Origin of the sequence: Aquibium oceanicum, from assembly GCF_001889605.1 — a bacterium.
Classification (GTDB): Bacteria; Pseudomonadota; Alphaproteobacteria; order Rhizobiales; family Rhizobiaceae; genus Aquibium; species Aquibium oceanicum.
Genome location: NZ_CP018171.1, coordinates 3,820,839 through 3,841,160 on the forward strand (window position 1 = coordinate 3,820,839; position 20,322 = coordinate 3,841,160).

General features: G+C 65.6%; 18 protein-coding genes. 9 read left to right on the forward strand and 9 right to left on the reverse strand.

The window, feature by feature from the left end; translation table 11 throughout:
- Positions 1–3 precede the first annotated feature (3 nt).
- Positions 4–1,896 carry an ABC transporter ATP-binding protein gene (locus BSQ44_RS18700; protein WP_083534813.1) on the reverse strand — a complete coding sequence of 631 codons (1,893 nt, stop codon included), beginning with the start codon at positions 1,894–1,896 and terminating at the stop codon, positions 4–6.
- 58 nt (positions 1,897–1,954) lie between these two features.
- Complete coding sequence (locus BSQ44_RS18705) at positions 1,955–3,802, reverse strand: ABC transporter ATP-binding protein (protein WP_072606640.1); 1,848 nt, start codon at positions 3,800–3,802, stop codon at positions 1,955–1,957.
- A gap of 607 nt (positions 3,803–4,409) precedes the next feature.
- On the opposite strand from BSQ44_RS18705, the gene BSQ44_RS18710 reads away from it, so the two are divergent.
- Positions 4,410–4,892 carry a tRNA (cytidine(34)-2'-O)-methyltransferase gene (locus tag BSQ44_RS18710; RefSeq protein ID WP_072606641.1) on the forward strand — a complete coding sequence of 161 codons (483 nt, stop codon included), beginning with the start codon at positions 4,410–4,412 and terminating at the stop codon, positions 4,890–4,892.
- On the opposite strand, the gene BSQ44_RS18715 is transcribed toward BSQ44_RS18710, so the two are convergent.
- On the reverse strand, positions 4,861–5,118 hold the full coding sequence (locus BSQ44_RS18715; RefSeq protein WP_072606642.1) for a hypothetical protein: 258 nt from the start codon (positions 5,116–5,118) through the stop codon (positions 4,861–4,863). The genes BSQ44_RS18710 and BSQ44_RS18715 overlap by 32 nt on opposite strands.
- Positions 5,119–5,275: 157 nt before the next feature.
- Between BSQ44_RS18715 and hemF the strand changes: the two genes are divergently transcribed.
- A complete protein-coding gene (hemF, locus tag BSQ44_RS18720) occupies positions 5,276–6,190 on the forward strand; it encodes an oxygen-dependent coproporphyrinogen oxidase (RefSeq protein WP_072606643.1) in 915 nt (304 codons plus the stop codon).
- A 111-nt stretch (positions 6,191–6,301) separates the two neighbouring features.
- Positions 6,302–6,487 carry a DUF1059 domain-containing protein gene (locus BSQ44_RS18725; protein WP_072606644.1) on the forward strand — a complete coding sequence of 62 codons (186 nt, stop codon included), beginning with the start codon at positions 6,302–6,304 and terminating at the stop codon, positions 6,485–6,487.
- A gap of 65 nt (positions 6,488–6,552) precedes the next feature.
- Here the strand turns inward: BSQ44_RS18725 and BSQ44_RS18730 are convergent, their stop codons facing one another.
- From BSQ44_RS18730 to BSQ44_RS18740, 3 genes are read right to left on the reverse strand one after another with little or no spacing between them, the layout of a single operon-like run.
- Positions 6,553–7,824: a CCA tRNA nucleotidyltransferase gene (locus BSQ44_RS18730; protein WP_072606645.1), complete on the reverse strand. Its 1,272-nt coding sequence runs from the start codon at positions 7,822–7,824 to the stop codon at positions 6,553–6,555.
- Positions 7,821–8,450 (reverse strand): CoA pyrophosphatase, encoded by a 630-nt coding sequence (locus BSQ44_RS18735; protein WP_072606646.1) that lies wholly within the window; start codon positions 8,448–8,450, stop codon positions 7,821–7,823. The genes BSQ44_RS18730 and BSQ44_RS18735 overlap by 4 nt, the downstream gene beginning before the upstream one ends.
- Positions 8,451–8,452: 2 nt before the next feature.
- A complete protein-coding gene (locus tag BSQ44_RS18740) occupies positions 8,453–9,082 on the reverse strand; it encodes a DUF1285 domain-containing protein (protein ID WP_072608156.1) in 630 nt (209 codons plus the stop codon).
- 139 nt (positions 9,083–9,221) lie between these two features.
- On the opposite strand from BSQ44_RS18740, the gene BSQ44_RS18745 reads away from it, so the two are divergent.
- From BSQ44_RS18745 to BSQ44_RS18760, 4 genes are read left to right on the forward strand one after another with little or no spacing between them, the layout of a single operon-like run.
- Complete coding sequence (locus tag BSQ44_RS18745) at positions 9,222–10,229, forward strand: AAA family ATPase (protein ID WP_072606647.1); 1,008 nt, start codon at positions 9,222–9,224, stop codon at positions 10,227–10,229.
- Positions 10,229–11,149 (forward strand): DUF58 domain-containing protein, encoded by a 921-nt coding sequence (locus BSQ44_RS18750; RefSeq protein WP_072606648.1) that lies wholly within the window; start codon positions 10,229–10,231, stop codon positions 11,147–11,149. The genes BSQ44_RS18745 and BSQ44_RS18750 overlap by 1 nt, the downstream gene beginning before the upstream one ends.
- Positions 11,146–13,983, forward strand: a complete 2,838-nt coding sequence (locus tag BSQ44_RS18755) for a DUF4159 domain-containing protein (protein ID WP_072606649.1) — start codon at positions 11,146–11,148, stop codon at positions 13,981–13,983. Before BSQ44_RS18750 ends, BSQ44_RS18755 begins: the two co-directional genes overlap by 4 nt.
- Before the next feature lie 14 nt (positions 13,984–13,997).
- Positions 13,998–16,067: a glutamine amidotransferase gene (locus BSQ44_RS18760; RefSeq protein ID WP_072606650.1), complete on the forward strand. Its 2,070-nt coding sequence runs from the start codon at positions 13,998–14,000 to the stop codon at positions 16,065–16,067.
- 45 nt (positions 16,068–16,112) lie between these two features.
- Here the strand turns inward: BSQ44_RS18760 and BSQ44_RS18765 are convergent, their stop codons facing one another.
- A complete protein-coding gene (locus BSQ44_RS18765) occupies positions 16,113–16,664 on the reverse strand; it encodes a GNAT family N-acetyltransferase (protein WP_072606651.1) in 552 nt (183 codons plus the stop codon).
- Positions 16,665–16,938: 274 nt separating this feature from the next.
- Between BSQ44_RS18765 and BSQ44_RS18770 the strand changes: the two genes are divergently transcribed.
- Complete coding sequence (locus tag BSQ44_RS18770; RefSeq protein ID WP_072606652.1) at positions 16,939–17,928, forward strand: glutathione S-transferase family protein; 990 nt, start codon at positions 16,939–16,941, stop codon at positions 17,926–17,928.
- Between the two features lie 5 nt (positions 17,929–17,933).
- Here BSQ44_RS18770 and BSQ44_RS18775 read toward each other — a convergent pair whose 3' ends face one another.
- Positions 17,934–18,314 (reverse strand): NUDIX domain-containing protein, encoded by a 381-nt coding sequence (locus tag BSQ44_RS18775; protein WP_335622599.1) that lies wholly within the window; start codon positions 18,312–18,314, stop codon positions 17,934–17,936.
- Between the two features lie 179 nt (positions 18,315–18,493).
- Between BSQ44_RS18775 and BSQ44_RS18780 the strand changes: the two genes are divergently transcribed.
- A complete protein-coding gene (locus tag BSQ44_RS18780; protein ID WP_072606654.1) occupies positions 18,494–19,423 on the forward strand; it encodes a metallophosphoesterase family protein in 930 nt (309 codons plus the stop codon).
- Here the strand turns inward: BSQ44_RS18780 and BSQ44_RS27560 are convergent.
- Positions 19,405–20,154 carry a hypothetical protein gene (locus BSQ44_RS27560; RefSeq protein WP_235633265.1) on the reverse strand — a complete coding sequence of 250 codons (750 nt, stop codon included), beginning with the start codon at positions 20,152–20,154 and terminating at the stop codon, positions 19,405–19,407. The two genes, BSQ44_RS18780 and BSQ44_RS27560, sit on opposite strands and share 19 nt — an antisense overlap.
- Positions 20,155–20,322 lie beyond the last annotated feature (168 nt).

Sequence of the window (20,322 nt, forward strand, 5' to 3'; positions counted from 1 at the left end):
AACCTACTCCGCCGCGAGCCTGTCCGCGAGGAAGCCGCCGGACTGCCGCTTCCAGAGCTGCGCATACAGCCCATCGCGGGCGAGGAGCTCGTCGTGGCTCCCCTCCTCCACAATGCGACCCTGGTCGACGATGACGAGCCGATCGAGCGCGGCGATCGTCGACAGGCGGTGCGCGACGGCGATCACGGTACGGTTTTCCATCATTCGATAGAGATTGTCCTGGATCGCCGCCTCGATTTCCGAATCCAGCGCGGAGGTCGCCTCGTCGAGGATCAGCACCGGCGCGTTCTTCAGCATCATGCGCGCAATCGCGATGCGCTGGCGCTGACCGCCGGAAAGCTTCACGCCTCGCTCGCCAACATAGGCGCTGAAGCCCTTGCGTCCCTTGGGGTCGGAGATGTCCTTGATGAAATCGTAGGCCGCCGCACGCCGCGCGGCCTCGGCGATCTCGGATTCCGTTGCTCCGGGACGGCCATAGGCGATGTTGTCGCGGATGGAGCGGTGCATGAGCATCGGCTCCTGGCTGACGACGCCGAACTGGTCGCGCAGCGAGGCCTGCGTCAGCCCGCGGATGTCCTGCCCGTCGAGCAGGATGCGGCCGCCCTCCACGTCGAAGAGCCGCAGGAGCAGATTGACGATCGTGGTCTTGCCGGCGCCGGACGGGCCGACCAGCGCAACGCGCTCGCCGGACCGGATGTGCAGATTGAGATTCTCGACGACGCCGCCGCCCTTGCCGTAGTGGAAGGTGACGTTCTCGAACCTTATGTCGCCCGTCGTTCGCGGCGCCGCGACCGCGCCGGGCAGATCGCGGATTGCAGGTTCGACCGAGATCGTGCCGGTGGCGTCCTGCACCGTGGCGTAGGAGCGGATAAGCCCGTTGATGTTGAACATCATCCAGCTCGACATGTTGTTGAGCCGGAACACCAACCCGAGCGCGGCTGCGATGGCGCCAGTGGATATCTCGCCCCGGGTCCAGCTCGTCACTGCGATGGCGGCGATCGATGCCATCATCAGACCATTGAGGACGGCGACGCAGGAACGCACGGTGGTGATGTTGCGGGTCAGCCGCGTCACCGCGAGATAGAAGTTCTCCAAGCCCTCGCGCACGAAGGCATGCTCGCGCCGTCCGCTGTCGAAGAGCTTCACCGCGACGATGTTGGTGAAGGAATCAACCAGCCGCCCGCTGAAGATCGACCGCTGGTCGGCGGTGGCGCGGCCGGCCTTCCTGAGTTCCGGCAGGAGGTAGCGGATGATCAGCGCGTAGCCGCCGCACCAGACCGCCAGCACGACGCCCATCAGCGGATTGAGTGCGGCGAGCAGCGTCGTCGCCAGGAAAAGGAAGGTCAGGAACGACCAGACCGATTGCAGCACCGAAACGATGAAGTCGCCCACCGCCTCGCCGCCCTGCATGATTTTCTGCGCGATGCGGCCGGCGAAGTCGTTCTGGTAGAACTCGTAGGGCTGTTCGATGACGCGTCGGAAGGCCTGCCAGCGCACCATTGCGAAGAAACCGGGCACGATGATCTGCTGCTCGACGATCGCCGACCCGATCATCACCACCGCGCGCACGACCAGCACGAGGACGAGCAGTCCGGCGAGCTCGGGCCAGTGATCGGAAAACAGCGTTGCCGGATTGGACTGGTCGAGCAGGTCGATCAGCCATCCGATCGCCCAGTAGAGCCCTGCATCGACCGCTCCGACCAGCCCGCCCATGATGAGGAGCAGGATGAACGGTCCTTTCGCCTGGCGGGCGAAATAGAGGATGAACCGCCACGCATCGGTCGGCAACACGTCGCGGTCGGTGTCGTGGAACGGGTCGACGACGCCCTCTACGCGCCTCCAGAGCCGGTCACGCAGGCGGCGGTGGTCTGCATCTTCGTGGTCGCTGATTGCCATTATCCGTCGCTAGCCAGTTTCGGTGCGGCCGCTCCTCTTCCGAGCGGCCGCCCTTGTTCTATTCCGCCGCTTCCGCCGTCTCGAGATCCAGGAACCCGCCCGACTGGCGATCCCACAACTGGGCGTAAAGCCCGCTATGCGCGATCAGTTCCTCGTGCGTGCCCTCCTCGATCACCTCGCCCTTGTCCATGACGATGAGACGATCCATCGCAGCGATCGTGGACAGCCGGTGCGCGATGGCGATGACGGTCTTGCCCTCCATCAGCCGGTAGAGGTTTTCCTGGATGGCCGCCTCGACCTCGGAGTCGAGCGCCGACGTGGCCTCGTCGAGGATGAGGATCGGCGCATCCTTCAGCATGACCCGCGCTATGGCGATTCTTTGGCGCTGCCCGCCCGAGAGTTTCACCCCGCGCTCGCCGACATGGGCATCGAAGCCTTTTCGGCCCTTCGGGTCGGTCAGGGTGGCGATGAAATCCAGGGTCTCGGCCTTTCGCGCCGCCTCCAACATCATTTCCTCGGTCCCGTCAGGGCGGCCATAGAGGATGTTCTCGCGAACGGAGCGATGCAGCAGCGAGGTGTCCTGCGTGACCATACCGATGTTGGCCCGGAGGCTGTCCTGCGTGACCTGCGAGATGTCCTGGCCGTCGATCAGGACGCGGCCGCTCTCGATATCGTAGAAGCGCAGGAGCAGGTTCACCAGCGTCGACTTGCCCGCGCCAGAGCGGCCGACGACGCCCACCTTCTCACCCGGACGGATGGTGAGCGACAGCTCCTCGATGACACCCTTCTGCTTGCCGTAGTGGAACCGGACCTTGTCGAAGACGATCTCGCCGCGATCGACGACGATTTCCTTCGCGTGCGGGCGGTCTTCCACCAGTCGCGGCAGGGAGATCGAGTTGATGCCGTCCTGCACGGTGCCGATGTTCTCGAACAGCGCCGAGAGCTCCCACATGATCCATTGCGACATGCCCCACAGACGAAGCACGAGTGCCAGCGACACCGCCACGGCGCCGATCGACACCGCCTCCTGGAGCCAGAGCCATATGCCGAGCGTGCCCACCAAGAACAGGCAGAGCGAGTTCAGAAGGTAGAGCAACCCGTAGAGCCCGGTCACCAGCCGCATCTGGCTGTAGACGGTGTCGAGGAAACCCTTCATTCCGTCGCGCGCATAGCCGGCCTCACGACGCGCATGGGAGAACAGCTTCACGGTCTGGATGTTGGTGTAGCTGTCGACGACGCGGCCGGTCATCAGCGAACGCGCGTCGGCCTGCCTTTCGGCGACCCTTCCCATCCGCGGTACGAAGTAGCGCATGAGCAGGACGTACCCGAAGAGCCAGCCAGCGATCGGCGCGGCCAACCTCAGATCGGCCGACCCGACGATGATGAGCACGCCGGCGAAATAGACGATGACATAGTTCATCACATCGATCAGCTTGATGACGCATTCGCGCACGGCGAGCGCCGTCTGCATCAGCTTGGTGGCGATGCGGCCGGCGAACTCGTCCTGGTAGAAGGTCATCGACTGCTTGAGCAGGTAGCGGTGCACCTGCCAGCGGATGCGCATGGGGTAGTTGCCCATGAGCACCTGCTGGTTGAGCAGCGAGTGGAACCATACCATCAGCGGCAGCGCGACGAGCACGATGGCCGCCATGCCGGCGAGCTTCAGCCCCTCCTGCTCGAGAAATGTCGCGCGGTCCCGTTCCGACAGCCAGTCGACGATGTTGCCGACGAACGAGAACATCCATACTTCGGTGATGGCGATCAGCGACATGAGGATGGCGGACGGCACCAGCCACTGCCACGAACCCTTCGTGTAGTGCAGGCAGAATGCGACCAGCGTCCTCGGCGGCTCCAGGGGTTCCTCCGGGGGGAACGGGTCGAGGCGGCTTTCAAACCAGCGGAACATCGTCTTTTCTCTCGTCTTTTTCACTTGTGGCCCATCCGCGGACCGGTTCGAACCGGCCCGGAGGCCGCTGGCCTGGAACCCATGTGTGCGCGGGGATCTTTCGCCAAAGCCGATGCCGGCACCATCGCGCCACCCTTCCCGCCAGCAAGATGGTTCGGCTGGCCGATCCCGCCAAGGGCGGCCCGGAAGGCTGCTGACAGCCCGGCGGCGGGAACCGGCGCCGGATCGCTCGTAAAGACGACCTTACCCGCATTAGGCGCGGAGACGGCGGCGATCAGGTCGGAAGGGGCTTTGCGCCCGTAGAAGGGGTTTTTCGTCATCGCTGGAATCTCTCGCGGTCGGAAGCAGTGTTCCGGCGGAAACTCGGGCGATGAAAAAACCGTCTATGGGAAAGTTCGTCGTACCGAAGCCGCCGTTAGAGCGGACGCCTGTCGCGCAGGCAGAAAGAAGAAGCGTACATCATGATACCCATTTCTGCCTCCTGTGGTTCGGGGTTGACGATGGAGAGGCCAATAGACCAATTCGGCGACGCTGGCTACTGCTGCGATGGTCATGGCGGCTTGCTTTCGAAATGTGTTGCCCTTCCGCAACGGAATGGATCGTGGACTTGAAAGACGGCATCCGTATCGCTCTCTATCAGCCCGACATCGCGGGGAATACCGGCGCGATCCTCCGCCTTGGTGCCTGCATGGGAATGGCGGTCGACGTGATCGGACCCACCGGCTTCGACATGTCCGACCGCACGCTGAGGCGCGCCGGCATGGACTATCTCGAGATGGCAACGCTGACGCTCCACGACGACTGGACAGCCTTCAAGGCTTGGCAAAGCGCGGAAGGCCGGCGGTTGCTTCTGTTTTCGACGAAGGCCACCCTGCCCTACACGCGCTTCGACTATCGCGCCGGCGACATCCTGCTGTTCGGCCGGGAATCGGTCGGCGTGCCGGACCATGTCCACGCCGCCGCCGACGAACGCCTGCTGATCCCGATGCCCGGTGGCGGGCGAAGCCTCAATCTGGCGATGGCTGTGGCAATGGCTGCGGGGGAGGCGGCGAGAGCAGTCAATCCGCCGTCGGCAGCCGTCTCATCGTGAACTCAATGACGTCCTCGGGGCGCTCGCACCAGCTTTCGATGGCCGTCCAGTAGGCCTGCTTGGGCCAGCGGTCGAACCATTCGCGCGCCTTTTCGCGGGCGTCGGTACGCGGCAGGGCGTATGTCTCGCGTATGAAGCCGTCCCGCGGCAGGCGCGCGCCTTCCCTGCGGTGGCGGTCGAGCCGCTTCTTCAGCCCGTCGAGCGGTGGTCTTGGCGGTGCACGCACAGAACCTCTCCTCGCTTCCTGATAGAAATCTATGGCCGGCCCCGGGAAATTGCGAGTCGATTCTGTGGCTTGGCCGATTCGCATGGCACGGGTTGCGAGGACGGCTTCTCCCGGATTAAGTCGCTCGCAGCGCGAGACGCTGGCACCGGAGAGACGAATGGAACGCCCCGAGATCCCGGCTGACATGCCGCCAGACCTGGAAGGCAAGAAGGCGGCCGCGAAGGCCTGGTTCGAGGAGTTGCGCGACCGCATCTGCGCGCTCTTCGAACGGCTCGACGACGAGGTCTCCGGACCGCATTCCGACCGGGCGCCCGGACGCTTCGAACGCACGCCCTGGCAGCGCGACGAAGGACGGGGCGGCGGCGGGATCATGTCCATGTTGCATGGCCGTGTTTTCGAGAAGGCGGGCGTGCATACCTCCACGGTCCATGGCGAGTTTTCGCCCGAATTCCGCAAGCAGATGCCCGGCGGCGAGGAAAACCCGTCCTTCTGGGCCTCCGGCATCTCGCTCATCGCGCATCCGTGGAACCCGCACGTGCCGGCCGTGCACATGAACACGCGCATGGTGGTGACGGCACGGCAGTGGTTCGGCGGCGGCGCGGACCTGACGCCGGTGCTCGACAGACGCCGCACGCAGGAGGATCGCGACACGGTCGATTTCCACGCCACGATGAAGGCGGCCTGCGACCGGAACCCGACCGTCGCCGACTATGACAAATTCAAGCGCTGGTGCGACGAATACTTCTTCCTGCCCCACCGCAACGAGGCGCGCGGGATCGGCGGGATCTTCTACGACTGGCTCCACTCTCCCGCCGACAAAGGCGGCTGGAACGCCGATTTTGCCTTCACGCAGGACGTGGGCGCAAGTTTCGCCGAAATCTATCCCGAACTCGTGCGGCGCAATTTCAACACGCAGTGGAGCGAAGCCGAGCGCGAGGAGCAGCTGGTGCGGCGCGGCCGCTATGTCGAATACAACCTCCTCTATGACCGCGGAACGACCTTCGGCCTGAAGACCGGCGGCAACGTGAATTCCATCCTTTCCTCGATGCCGCCCATGGTGAAGTGGCCGTAGGCGATTGCGAGGCGAAAATCGTGATCGGCCTGTCGCAACAAATCCTCCGACCTCATGTTATGGTGACGTCACCCGCCAACAAGAAGACTTGAAAAACCGAGGAGGAAAGTCATGAAACAATATCATTGCGGCACCCTCGTTCCGGGGTGCGACTGGCATACGCGCCACGAGGAAGAGGCAGAGGTGATGCGTCGCGCTGTCGAACACATGCGGCAGGATCACGGCGAGGACACGATCCGCGAATCCATGATCGACGCCATCCGGTCCCGCATCGAAAAGGTACGCGACGCCGCCTGAGCGTCCGCTACAAAGAATCCGCGGCGGCCGGCATCACGCCGGCCGTTCTGCGTTGGATGGCAGCGCTAGACGTAGTCGCCCTTGAGGCTCTCCGCCTGCGCGAGCAGGCCATCGCGATCCGGCGCGAAACCGGCGTCCACCCAGCCTTCCTCAAGGTTCCGCAGCAGATTTCCCATTTTGGGTCCCGCCGGAACGCCCATGGCGATCAGGTCCGCTCCGGCGACGGGAAATTTCGGCATGTCCCAACTGTCGAGGAACTTCTGCAACCGATACCAGTTGCCCGCCTCGAGCAGGGCGGCGTCGTCTTCGACTGCCCTGGCGCGCGCAGCAGCGAGCGCCAGCTTCAGGCGGTCGCCGAGGCCCTCGCGGCCAGTGCGATAGGCGAGCCTTGCGAGCTGGCTCTCCGACATCTCTGCCTTCATCTGAGGCGCCGCTGCCCAGGCGACCAGCCGGTCGCGGTCGGCATTGGATAGCTTCAGCCGCTGCGCCATCGCGGTGACGCGAACGGGGTCGGGCGGAATGATCGACGCCAGCCGCAGCACGGGGTCCGAGTGCCATCCGAGATCGCCCTCCGACTTGACGAGGCCGTGGATGAAGTCGATCCCCCATTTCTCGCTTTCCGGAAGGATGCGCGTCAGCACGCCGGACTGCCGCATCCACAGGAGCGCGCGCGACGGATCGGGCGCCGACAGAAGCTTCTTCAGCTCCGCCCACACGCGCTCAGCGGAAAGCGCGTCGACGCCCTCCTTGAGCCTTGCGCAGGCCTTCAGCCCTTCCGCGTCCGGCCGGCCCGAGCCGTAGTGGGCGAAGAAGCGGAAGAAGCGCAAAATGCGCAGGTAGTCCTCGCGGATCCGCGCATCGGCATCGCCGATGAAGCGGATCGTGCGGCTTTCGAGATCAGCCAGTCCGCCGACGAGATCGATGACCCTGCCATCCGCGTCCGCGTAGAGCGCATTCATGGTGAAGTCTCGCCGTTCCGCGTCCTGACGCCAGTCCCGGCCGAAACGCACCCTGGCCTTGCGACCGAAGGTCTCGACGTCGGCGCGCAGCGTGGTGACCTCGTGCGGAACGCCGCCCGCGATCACCGTCACCGTGCCGTGCTCGTAGCCGGTCGGAACTGCCTTGAAGCCGGCTCGCTCGGCCCGGTCGATCGTCTCGTCCGGAAGCGTGGTCGTGGCGATGTCGATGTCGCCGGTCGGCTCGCCGAGGAGTGTGTTGCGCACAGCGCCGCCGGCTACGCGTGCTTCCTCGCCACCCTCGTTCAGGAGCGCGAGCAGCTTCTGCAGCGAGGGATCGGCGAGCCATTCCGCGCGTCCGGCGATGGAAATGTCGCTCACGCGTAGAGTCTCTCGTAGAGTGTCCGCAGGATGCCGGCCGTCACGCCCCAGATGTACCGCTCGCCATGCGGCATGGTGTAGAAGAAGCGCTCCCGCTCCTGCCAGATGCGGCTTTCGCGGCGGTGGTTCGCCGGATCCATCAGGAAGCGCAGCGGAACCTCGAAGGCGTCGTCCACCTCGTCCTGGTTGATCGTCAGCAGGAAGCCCGGACGCACGGTCGCGAGCACCGGCGCGATGCGATAGCCGCTGCCGGTCAGGTAGTCTGGCATGCGGCCGATGACGTCGATGAAGGATGCGCCGAGGCCGATCTCCTCCGCAGTCTCCCTCAGAGCCGCATGTTCCGGCGTCGCGTCCTCGGGATCGATACGCCCGCCCGGGAAAGCGATCTGGCCGGAATGGCTGCGCAGCTTCTCGGTCCGCTTGGTGAGGAGCACCGTCGCCTCTTCGCCACGGTCGACGACCGGAACCAAGACCGCCGCGTCCCGCAGGCGGTCGCGCGCGATGAGGTCCTCGGACGACGGGTTGAAGAGATGGTCGCCGAGTTCCAGGTCGTGCGGCGCCTGTTCGCGCAAAGCGCGCTGCCTGAAGTCAAAAGCGGTAAAGGCGGACAGGGTCGTAGCGACCATCGTCAGCGGCTCCGCCGTTCCAGCTCCGCCGCCGGCATGATAGGGAAGACCTCTCCCTTCGAGCGGATGGCGAACATGGTCGTTCCGTCGATCTCGATCTCCTCGCCATGGTTGACGAGTTCGTACATCACCGGCCTTGCGACCAGCGCCTCCAGCCTGCCTCTGACAAGCAGGTATGGCTTCAGCCCGCCTGTCTCCTTCTCGTCGACGAAGCGGATCGGATGTTCCGATCCCGCCTCGACCACATCCCCGACATTGGTGCGGAAGGTCATGACCTGACTGTCGCCCTCCCGCGACACGTCGACCTCGACTGCGACGAACGGCGCGTCCTCGACGCGGATGCCGACCCGCTCGACCGGCGTGACCAGATAGGTCTTGCCGTCCTCGTCCTTGCGCAGAACGGTGGAGAACAGCTGCACCAGCGCGTGGCGGCCGATCGGTGTGCCCATGTAGAACCAGGTGCCGTCCGCCTTTATCTCCATGTCGAGATCGCCGCAGAAGTCGGGGTTCCATTTGTCGACCGGGGGGAGCCCCTTGCCGGCACGCGATGCACGCGAGACCAGCGCCGCCAGACCGGCGGCGTCACCGGCAGCGCCGAGACCGCCGCCGTCCTTGTGGATATCCTGAGCCATGGTCACGAAATAGTCACTCTCGTTGCGCTTGTCAGCCGCAGAGGCCGATTTAAGTTCAACGCAGAGATACCGCAAAGGTGCGAATCGGAGGAACATGCTTCGGGCAACAGGTTCATAGGCCAGCAGAGGATTGAGCGGCATGAGCGTGATGACGAATGAGAAGGCGGTCTCGGACAAGGAGATGATCGCCGATGCGGAAGCCGCGCTCGCAGACCTGTCGCGCGTACGCGAAGGGGTAGGAAAGGTCATCTATGGCCAGGAAAGCGTCGTCGAGCGCACCATGGTGGCGATCCTAGCCGGCGGTCACGCGCTTCTGGTCGGCGTACCTGGCCTGGCAAAGACGAAGCTGGTCGAAACGCTCGGCACCGTCCTCGGGCTCGACGCCCGCCGCATCCAGTTCACGCCGGACCTGATGCCGTCGGACATCCTCGGCTCAGAGGTGATGGAGCAGGACGAAGGCGGCAAGCGCTTCTTCCGCTTCATACCTGGACCGATCTTCGCCCAGCTCCTGATGGCCGACGAAATCAATCGCGCCAGCCCGCGCACGCAATCCGCGCTCCTGCAGTCGATGCAGGAGTATCACGTGACGATCGCCGGTGCCCGCCACGACCTGCCCGCGCCGTTCCACGTGCTGGCCACCCAGAACCCGCTGGAGCAGGAAGGCACCTATCCCTTGCCGGAGGCGCAGCTCGACCGCTTCCTGATGCAGGTCGATATCCTCTATCCCGAAATCGAGGCCGAGCGGCGCATCCTACTGGAGACGACCGGCGTGCATGACGGCCGCGCCGAGAACGTGCTGACGGCCGAACGGCTGCGCGCCATCCAGACGCTGATCCGGCGCATGCCGGTTTCGGAGAGCGTCGTGGAGGCAATCCTGAATCTCGTGCGATCGGCGCGTCCCGGCAACGGCAACGCCGATACCGACAAGCACGTCTCGTGGGGTCCCGGACCGCGCGCCAGCCAGGCGCTGACGCTCTGCGCCCGCGCCCGCGCGCTCTACGACGGCCGTCTCGCGCCTTCGGTGGACGACGTCCATGCACTCGCCGAACCCGTGCTCCAGCACCGCATGGCATTGACCTTCGCCGCCCGTGCCGAGGGGATGAATGTTCGCGACGTCATAGCGCGGCTGGTGAAAGCGGCCGGCTGATGGCGAACATCGGCGAGGCGGCGGCACCGGTCACACCACGTGACGCGCTGGCGCGCGGCAGGTTGCGCGCCTCGCTCATTCCCGATCTCCTCGTCGAGGCGCGCCGCATCGCCAACACCGTCATCTCCGGCTGGCACGGTCGCCGCAAGCAGGGCGTCGGCGAGAATTTCTGGCAGTTCCGGCCTTATGTCGAAGGCGAGGCAATCGCGCGTATCGATTGGCGCCGTTCCGCCCGCGACGACCAGCACACCTATGTGCGCGACCGCGAGTGGGAAGCCGCCCACACGATCTGGCTGTGGGCGGACCCCTCCCCTTCCATGCTCTACAAGTCGGCGCAGGCGTCCGTTTCAAAGGAATCCCGCGCACTCGTCTTGGTCCTGGCGCTGGCCGAACTGCTTTCGCGCAGCGGCGAGCGCATTGCGTGGCCGGGGCTTTCCGATCCCTTCAACGCGCGCAACGGCGCCGAAAGGCTCGCCGCGATTCTCGCGCAGGCCAACGACATTCCGACACGGCCCGAACTCATCTCGGTGCGCCGCTTCTCCGACGTGGTGATCGCAAGCGACTTCCTCGATCCGGTCGAGGAAACGATGGAGTGGCTCGACGTGCTCGCTCGCCACGGCGTGCGGGCGCACCTGATCGAGGTGGCCGATCCCGCCGAGGAAACCTTTCCCTATGCCGGACGCACCGAATTCGTCGATCCGGAAACACGGCAGAAGTTCACCGCCGGCCGCGCCGAGACGCTGGGTGACGAGTACCGGCGGCTCTACCTCGCCCGCCGCGAGGCGCTGATTTCCTGGAGCACGCGGCTCGGCTGGAGCTATACCGTCAACCACACCGACCGCCTCGCCTCTGAAGTGCTGGTGCGCGTGCACATGGCGCTGTCGGGCAATGCGGGCCAGATAGCCGGAGGGCGCGGATGAGCCTGCTTTCCTTCGGCCAGCCGCTGGTTCTCCTCGGGCTCTTCGCGCTTCCCGTCATCTGGTGGCTACTGCGCCTTACGCCGCCGAAGCCGCAGACGGAGGTCTTTCCGCCCCTGCGCATCCTGCTGCGCGTCATGCGCAAGGAGGAGACGCCGCATCAGAGCCCGTGGTGGCTCACGCTGCTGAGGCTGCTCATGGCGGCGCTGGTCATCTTCGCGCTCGCCGACCCGATCTTCAATCCGCGCGAACGGCTGGAGACCGGAGGCGAGGCGGTGGCACTCGTCGTCGACAATGGCTGGGCTTCGTCCTCCGACTGGGATCTGCGCGTCGCGACCGCCGAGCGGCTGATCACCGATGCGGCCGATGCGGGCGCGCCGGTCATCCTCGCCTTTACCGCGGACAAGCCGAACGTCGAGATCGGCCCCTTCGACGCCGAACAGGCGCGTGACCGCCTGAGGGCCGCCTCGCCGCACCCGGTGCCTGTCGACCGCGCAGGCGTCTATGGCCGCGTGGCAGGCATGCTGGAGACAGTTTCCGGTGCGACTGTCGCCGTCCTCTCCGACGGGCTTGCCACGCCCGGCGACGAGGCGGCATTTTCGGCCCTGCTCGGCGAGAATGCCGGCAGCCTGGTGTGGATCGAACCAGACCAGCTTCGCATGGCCGGACTGACGGGCGTGGACAACCAGCCCGATTTCTTCGAGGTGACCGCTATCAGGCCATTCGGGGATCCGACGCCGCGGCAGGTCACCGCCGGCGCGTTCGACGACCGCGGCAGGCGCATCGCCGATACCTCGTTTTCCTTCGGTCCGGCCGAGACGTCGGCCACCGCGGAAATCCGTGTTCCCTTCGAACTACGAAACGATTTCGCCTCGATCCGGATCGACGGGGAGAACCAGGCCGCTGCCGTTCGCGTGCTGGACGAGAGTTCCAAGCGCCGGCGCGTCGGGTTGATTTCGCAGTCCGAGGCCGACCAGGCGCAGCCGCTGCTTTCGCCGCTCTACTACATTCGCCGCGCGCTCCAGCCCTTCGCCGATCTCGTCGAGCCGGAGACCTCGGACCTCGCCGAGGCCATACCCGCCATCCTCGAGCAGAAGCCGGCGATGATCGTCATGGCCGACGTCGGCACGCTGCCGGATACGGCGCGGGAAGAACTGATCGAATGGCTGAACGAGGGCGGCACCCTCGTTCGTTTTGCCGGGTCGCGGCTGGCGGCTGCCGAGAACGACGAAGAACTGCTGCCAGTGCGCCTGAGGCTCGGCGAACGGTCGCTGGGCGGTTCGCTTTCCTGGACGGAGCCACAGCCGGTCGCCGAATTCCCGCCCAGCGGACCCTTTTCCGATCTTTCCCCGCCGCGCGAGGTCTCGGTGATGCGCCAGGTCCTCGCCGAGCCGACCGTCGACCTCTTCGAGCATACTTGGGCGAGCCTTGCCGACGGCACGCCGCTGGTCACGGGCGCCCAGCGCGGCGAAGGCATGCTGGTCCTGTTCCATGTGACGCCGGAGGCGACGTGGTCGACGCTGCCGATCTCGGGCAGCTTCGTCGAGATGCTGCGCCGCGTCGTGCAGCTTTCGCGTAACCAGGGGACGATCGAAGGCAGCGACCGGGCGGGCGGGCAGACGCTTCCGCCCTACCGCATGATCGCCGCCGACGGATCGCTGGTTCCGCCGGGTCCGGACGCAAAGCCGCTGGTGATCGGCGGTGGCGAGCGGCCGGTCACGATCGAGAATCCACCGGGCCTCTACGGCACGGAGGAAGGCGTGATCGCGCGCAACCTTCTCGCAGCCGACGCCGTCTTCACGCCCATCGTACGCCCAGATACCAACCTTCCGGTCACCGAGGCCGCCTACGCCGCCGACAGATCCCGCGACCTCAAGGGCATACTCGTGGCATTGGCCCTGCTCCTGATGGCACTCGACACGCTGGCGGTCTTCTGGATGGGCGGGCTGTTCTCGCGCGGTCGTCGCTCCTCGGGACGTGCCGCGGGCCCGGCGACCGCAGGTCTCCTCGCCTTCGCGGCCCTCGGCCTCGTGCTGTCGTCTCCGGGCCAGGGCTACGCGCAGGAAGCCGACGACACCCAGGTCAGCGAAGCCGAAGCCGTCGACGCGATCTCCACGACGCGGATCGCCTACGTACTGACCGGAGATTCTTCCACGGACGCGATCAGCCGCGCGGGGCTGACGGGACTGACACGCTTCCTGATCGAGAAGACGGCGCTGGAACCGGGAGAGCCGGCCGGCATCGACATCGCCAGCGACGAACTCTCCTTCTATCCGCTCATCTACTGGCCGATCGACCCTGACGCGGCCATGCCGTCGGAAGCCTCGATCGCACGTCTCGACGCCTACATGAAGCAGGGTGGGTCTGTCCTGTTCGATACGCGCGACCAGTTCTCGACTGGCCTCGGCGTTTCGGGCGCCAGCGCTTCGACGCAGCGCCTGCGTGACATCCTGTCGAGCCTCAACGTGCCGCCGCTGGAGCCCGTCCCGGAGGACCACGTGCTGACGAAGTCCTTCTTCATTCTCCAGAACTTTCCCGGCCGCTACAATGGCAGCCCGCTCTGGGTGGAGGCGTCCGTGGGTGCCAGCAATCTGGAGGAACGGCCGGTGCGAACCGGTGACGGCGTCAGCCCGATCATGATCACCGCGAACGATTTCGCAGGGGCCTGGGCGATCGACGCCAATGGCGATCCGCTGCTGCCGACGGTTCCCGCCGATCCGATGCAGCGAACCTATGCCTATCGGGCGGGCGTCAACATCATGATGTACATGCTGACGGGTAACTACAAATCCGATCAGGTCCACGTGCCGGTCCTTCTCGAGCGGTTGGGGCAGTAACAGGCTTTGCGTTCATGAACTGGTCAATCGCCTTCGAACCCCTGCTCTCCTGGACCTGGCTCGGCCTGGTCCTGGTGCCGCTGGCGCTGCTGGCATTGGCAGGCGTGCTTTTCCGGCAGCGCGGCGCGGGGTTCCGCATCGCCGCCTTCGCCGCGCTGGCGCTCGCCCTCCTCAACCCCGTGCTGCTGGACGAGGAGCGCGAGCCGCTGAAGAGCGTCGTGGCGCTCGTCGCCGACCGCAGCCAGAGCCAGGACATCGGCGACCGAAGGGCGGCGACCGACGCGGCGATGGAGGAACTGCGTGCCAAGCTCGGCCGGTTCCCGCAGTTCGACGTCCGCGTCGTGCAGGCCGGCCAGGCGAGCGATACCGACGACCGTACCGAGACGCGGCTTTTCGGGGCGCTCGACAGCGTCTTCCGCGACGTACCGCAATCGCGCATCGCGGGCGCCATCCTCGTCACCGACGGGCAGGTCCACGATGCGCCCGACAGCATCGAAGGCACCAACGCTCCGATCCATTCGCTGATTACCGGCGAGGACGACGAGCGCGACCGCCGCGTCCGCTTCGAGAATGCGCCGCGATTCGGCATCGTCGACAAGCCGCTCGAGATGACCTACCGCGTCACCGACACCGCCGGAGGCCAGGACGCGGTCGACGTTCGGGTCAGCGTCAACGGCGAGCAGGTGACGGTCGAGCGCGCCATCATCGGCGAGGAGATGTCGCTCGAGATCATCGTGCCATCGGCCGGCCGAAACATCGTCGAACTTTCGGTCGACACCGTCGAAGGCGAGATCACCGACACCAACAACCGCGCCATCGCGCTGGTCGACGGGATCAGGGAAAACCTGCGCGTCCTGCTCGTCTCCGGCGAGCCGCATGCTGGCGAACGCACCTGGCGTAACCTGCTGAAGTCCGACGCCGCGGTCGACCTCGTCCACTTTACCATCCTGCGGCCGCCCGAAAAGCAGGACGGTACGCCGATCAACGACCTGTCGCTGATCGCCTTCCCGACGCGCGAACTCTTCGTCGAGAAGATCAACGATTTCGACCTGATCATCTTCGACAGGTACCAGCACCGCGACGTGCTGCCGATCCTGTATTACGACTACATCGCGGAGTACGTCGAGAACGGCGGCGCGCTGCTGATCGCGGCCGGACCGGAATATGCCGGTATGCAGTCGATCGCGCGCACGCCGCTGATGGCCGCCCTCCCCGCCCTGCCGACCGGCGACGTCATCGAGGAAGGCTTCTATCCGCGCCTGACCGACACCGGTGAGCGGCATCCCGTCACCCGCGGGCTCGAAGGATCGCAGCAGGACCCGCCGCACTGGAGCCGCTGGTTCCGCCTGATCGGCATCAGGCAACCCGAGGGCCAGGTCGTGATGAAGGGTCCAAGCGACCAGCCCCTGCTCATCCTCAACCGCAAGGGCGAAGGCCGGGTCGGCATGTTCCTGTCGGACCAGGGCTGGCTCTGGGCGCGCGGCTTCGAAGGCGGCGGTCCGCATGTCTCGCTCTATCGCCGCATCGCACACTGGCTGATGAAGGAGCCGGAGTTGGAGGAGGAGCGACTGACCGCGAACGGCCGCGGCATGACGCTGGATATCCGCCGCCAGACAATGAGCGACGATCCCGGCACCGCTACGATCCTGAGCCCGTCCGGCGAAAGGATGGACGCGCCGCTGACGTCTGACAGCCCCGGCATCTTCTCGGCCAGCCTGACGGTGGACGAGATCGGCCTCTATCAGGTGGCCAATGGCGACCTGACCACGCTTGCGCATGTCGGCCCCGTCAACGCCCTCGAATTCGCCGAGACCGTTTCGACCGAGGACGTGCTCAAGCCCGTCGCCGACGCCACCGGCGGCAGCGTGCGGCGTCTCGAAGGCTTCGCCGGCGGCGTCAGTGTACCGGGCATCGTGCCGGTGCGGGCGACCGGGCAGGCCTCCGGCCGCGACTGGATCGGCCTGCGCACGACCAACGACAGCGTGCTGAAATCGGTCAACCGCGTGCCGCTGTTCGGCGGCTTCTTCGGGCTGGGTCTGCTGCTTCTGGCCCTTGGCTCGATGTGGTGGCGCGAGGGGCGGTAGGCGAGATAATCGCGGGTGGCGACGAAGACGCCCGCTCACCTTGCACTATGCCGAAGCTGCGAGTTTCCGGTCTGGCTCGGCCACCGGCACGAACGCCAGGTCGGCATGCGTCATTGCGCCTTCCAGTTGCTCCAGCGCACCGTCCGCGATCTCATGGATGAGGAGCCGGTTGTAGTCGACTGGACGGGGCATGGTGATGCGGCCGATCGGGATCTGCTGGAACCCAAGCGGGCCGTAATAAGGCGGATCGCCGACGAGGATCACGGAGCTCCAGCCGGATTTCGCGGCGGCTTCTACCGCGATCCGCACCAGTTTGCGCCCGATGCCGAGGTCCTTGAAGGCGGGCCTGACCGCGAGCGGCCCCAGAAGCAGGGAGCGGCCCGTGCCGATGGCGACGCGCGTCAGCCGCACAGTGCCCACCACGATATCCCCTTGAAGGGCGACGAAGGAGAGATCGCGCTCGTGCGGTCCGCCCTCGCGGATCTTGTAGGCCGCGCGCGCGAACCGGCCCGGCCCGAAGGCCTCGGCGTTGATCTGCTCGATTTCATGGTCATGTGCGGCCGTTTCGGCCACGTAGGAAATGTCGTGCATCGGAATTTGTCCGTTTCGTCGCGATGAATGGAGCCGCGGGGCGCGGCGTTTCGAGCGCTCTCAGGCGCTGGCGCTCATTCGTCGTCGAACAAAAAGGATCGGTGTCACGGCTGAAGTCTCCTCCGTTTTTTTGTCGCTAGCACCAAAGATCGGTGCCGTCCATCGCCTTTTTCGAGGGCGGATGTACTGCGAACACGAAAGGTGACGAACTGTTCAGACCGCCTCCCATTTGGTTTTCGACCGCGGCGGCCTAGATGGGAGACTGAAAGGGAGCACGCTCATGGGATTGCTGGTCGACGGACAGTGGCAGGACAAGTGGTACGACACCAAGAAGAGCGGCGGTCGTTTCGAGCGGTCGGAATCGCGCTTCCGCGACTGGGTCACGCGCGACGGCACGCCGGCCGAGGGTCGCGAGCGAGGCTTTCGCGCCGAATCCGGCCGCTACCATCTCTACGTCTCGCTCGCCTGCCCCTGGGCGCACCGCACGCTGATCTTCCGCAAGCTCAAGAAGCTCGAGGACGTGATTTCGCTGTCGATCGTCGACCATTTCATGGGCGAGAACGGCTGGACGTTCAAGGAGCGCGACGGATCGACGGGCGACACTCTCTACGGCCTTGACTACCTCCACCAGCTCTACACCAAGGCTGACAGCACCTATTCCGGCCGCGTCACCGTCCCGGTTTTATGGGACAAGAAGGAGGAGACGATCGTCTCCAATGAGTCCTCCGAGATCATCCGCATGCTGAACGGCGCCTTCGACGAATGGGGCGACGCCTCGCTCGACTTCTACCCGGAGCGGCTGCGCGAGGACATTGATGCCTGGAACGACCGGGTGTACGGCGCGATCAATAACGGCGTCTACAAAAGCGGCTTCGCCACGACGCAGGAAGCCTATGAGGAGGCTTTCGACGAGTTGTTCGGCGCGCTCGACGCTGTGGAGGAACAGCTCGGCCATTCCCGCTATCTGGCCGGCGACCGGTTGACCGAGGCGGACTGGCGACTTTTCACGACGCTCGTTCGCTTCGATCCGGTCTATTACGGCCACTTCAAGTGCAACCTACGCCGCATTCTCGACTACCCGAACCTGTCGAACTACACCCGCGATCTCTATCAAGTGCCAGGCGTGGCCGAGACGGTCGACCTCCTCCACATCAAGCACCACTACTACGGCAGTCACGCCACCATCAATCCGACCCGCATCGTGCCGCGCGGGCCGCTGATCGACTACGCCGCGCCGCACGACCGGGACCGGTTCGCCAAGGCGGCCTGAGCCGGCTACCAGCGATGGGCGGGCGGGCGGTTCTCGAAATGCTCCGCCAACCGGTCGCGTGTCGCCCTGGTGGTTCCGGCCGGAAGCCCGTCGATCGGAAAGAATCCCGCTTCGGCGATTTCCCGGTCGCCTTCCTTCGGCGCGCTCTGCCGGGACGAGGTGACGAGGAAGAGCGCCACGTGATCGCGGCGGCTCGCCAAGACATTGTGGTAGATGGCCACGAGCCGCGGCGGGCTCGTCATTTCGAGGTTTCCTTCCTCGGCGAGTTCGTGTGTGAGCGCCTCGAACAGCGTCTCGCCCGTTTCGACCCCGCCGCCAGGTAGATGCCAGCCGGGCACATAGGTGTGCCGGACAAGGAACACGGAGCGCTCTGCCTCATTGTACACGATGCATCGCACACCGAGCGTCATCGGTCGCCGCAGGAGGAAATAGGCGTGGAACAGTCTTCCGCGGAGACGCGGCCAAACCCCGCGGCGACCCTCCATTTCTCCGTTTCGGCCAGGTCCCGTCATCGGCCGTTGCCGCGAGGCTGGATCGCGGCCATGGGCTGCCCTAGAAGATAGGCATGTTCCGTCTCGCGCATCTTTCCGACATCCATCTTGGTCCCCTGCCCGATGTAACCTACCGGGAACTGGCGTCCAAGCGGATCACCGGCTACGTCAACTGGCAGCGCAACAGGCGGCGGCTCCTGCACAACGGCGTCACCGACGCGCTGCTGGCCGATATGGAGACCAACGGGATCGATCATGTCGCGATCACGGGGGATCTCGTGAACCTTGCGCTCGACGCCGAAATCGACCTCGCGCGCGAATGGCTGACGACGGTCGGCACCCCGGATAACGTCTCCGTCGTGCCGGGAAACCACGACGCCTATGTTCCCGGCGCGCTCGCCAAGGCTTGCAAGGCTTGGCGTCCCTACATGACGGGCGAGAAGACGGGTGTCAGCCAGAGCAAAACCGGCTTTCCCTATCTCAGGACGCGCGAGAACGTCGCCCTGATCGGTGTATCGTCCGCGCGTGCCACTGCTCCGTTCATGGCGCTGGGCAGTTTCGGAGCGGAACAGGCGGTGCGCGTGGGGCAGTTGCTCGACATCGCGCGGGACCGCGGCCTGTTCCGGGTCGTGCTGATCCACCATCCGCCTGTGCGCGGCGCGACGACGGCGCACAAGCGGCTCTACGGCATCGGGCTTTTCCAGAAGACCTTGCGGCGCCATGGCGCCGAGATCGTCCTGCATGGGCACACGCATCTTCCGACGCTCTACTGGATCGGCGGCAAGGACAACAACGTTCCCGTCATCGGGGTGCCCGCCGCGGGACAAGGTGCGGGAGGCGAGAACCCGCCCGCGCAATACAATCTCCTGGAGATCGGCGGGGGGCCGGGAATGTGGCAGGTGAACCTCACCCGCCGCGGAATCATCGACGGTGCGCCGACTTTCCGGATCAAGGCGGAAAAGACGGTGAATCTGTTTTCCGAACCTCAGTACGCCGCCAGATAGGCCGCGACCTCATCCCAGTAGACGGCGGCGAGGATTGCCAGCCCCGCAGCCGCGCCGAACAGCACGATCCCGGCTGCCGATGCCAAGGACCGCGCCCTGCTGACCGCCGGCTTCGCCTCGGCCACGGGCTCGGTCTCGGCCGTTGCTTCCCGTGGCGCGGGTTCCGCTGCATAGGCGAGCAGCGACTTGCCATTGCGATGCTCGTCGTTCGCGGGTGACGCCTTCGAGGCACTCGGTTCGGGCCTTTCCTGCGTCCGTTCTGCCTTGGCGTCGTGAGCCTCCCCGCCCTGCTCGTCCACCGGACGCAGCGAGACCACGGTGCCGTCCAGCCAGCGCTGACGTTCCACCATCCGTTCGGCGACGTAACGCGTCACCTGGTCGGCGACGGGTCTGATCTCGGTGGATTCGGCCAGCACGACGCGTCCGAGCCGCGTGTCGCGCACGAAGCGGTAGGTGCGGCGGTCGCGGCCCATCGCGACATGGCTCACCGCATCGATCCACAGCCGCGGCTGCGTTCCCGAGGAAATCGCGAAATCGAAGAGAATCTCCTCGGCAGGCACCTGCTGGAAGACCGGCTCCAACTCCTGCGCGAGGAGTTCCAGCCGCGTCCGGGATGCCTCGCGCAATTCCACGACCACGTCGTCGCGCTCCGCGGCGGCGACCTTCACCTCGCGGATGGCCTCCGCCAGCCTGCCCCGCCGCTCGGCGGCGATCGCGTCCCTGTCGTTCATGTCAGGTCTCCCCCAAGGGGTTCATCGTTTACGAAAGGTTAACACAGACATTCGGGCGAACAAAAGGCGAATTTCCGCCGCAAACAGGTCTGACCCCAGGCGATCGGTTTGCATCCGGGCCGCGGCATTCTATCTTTCGTGAATCGGCACCCTGGCTGGATGGACGCA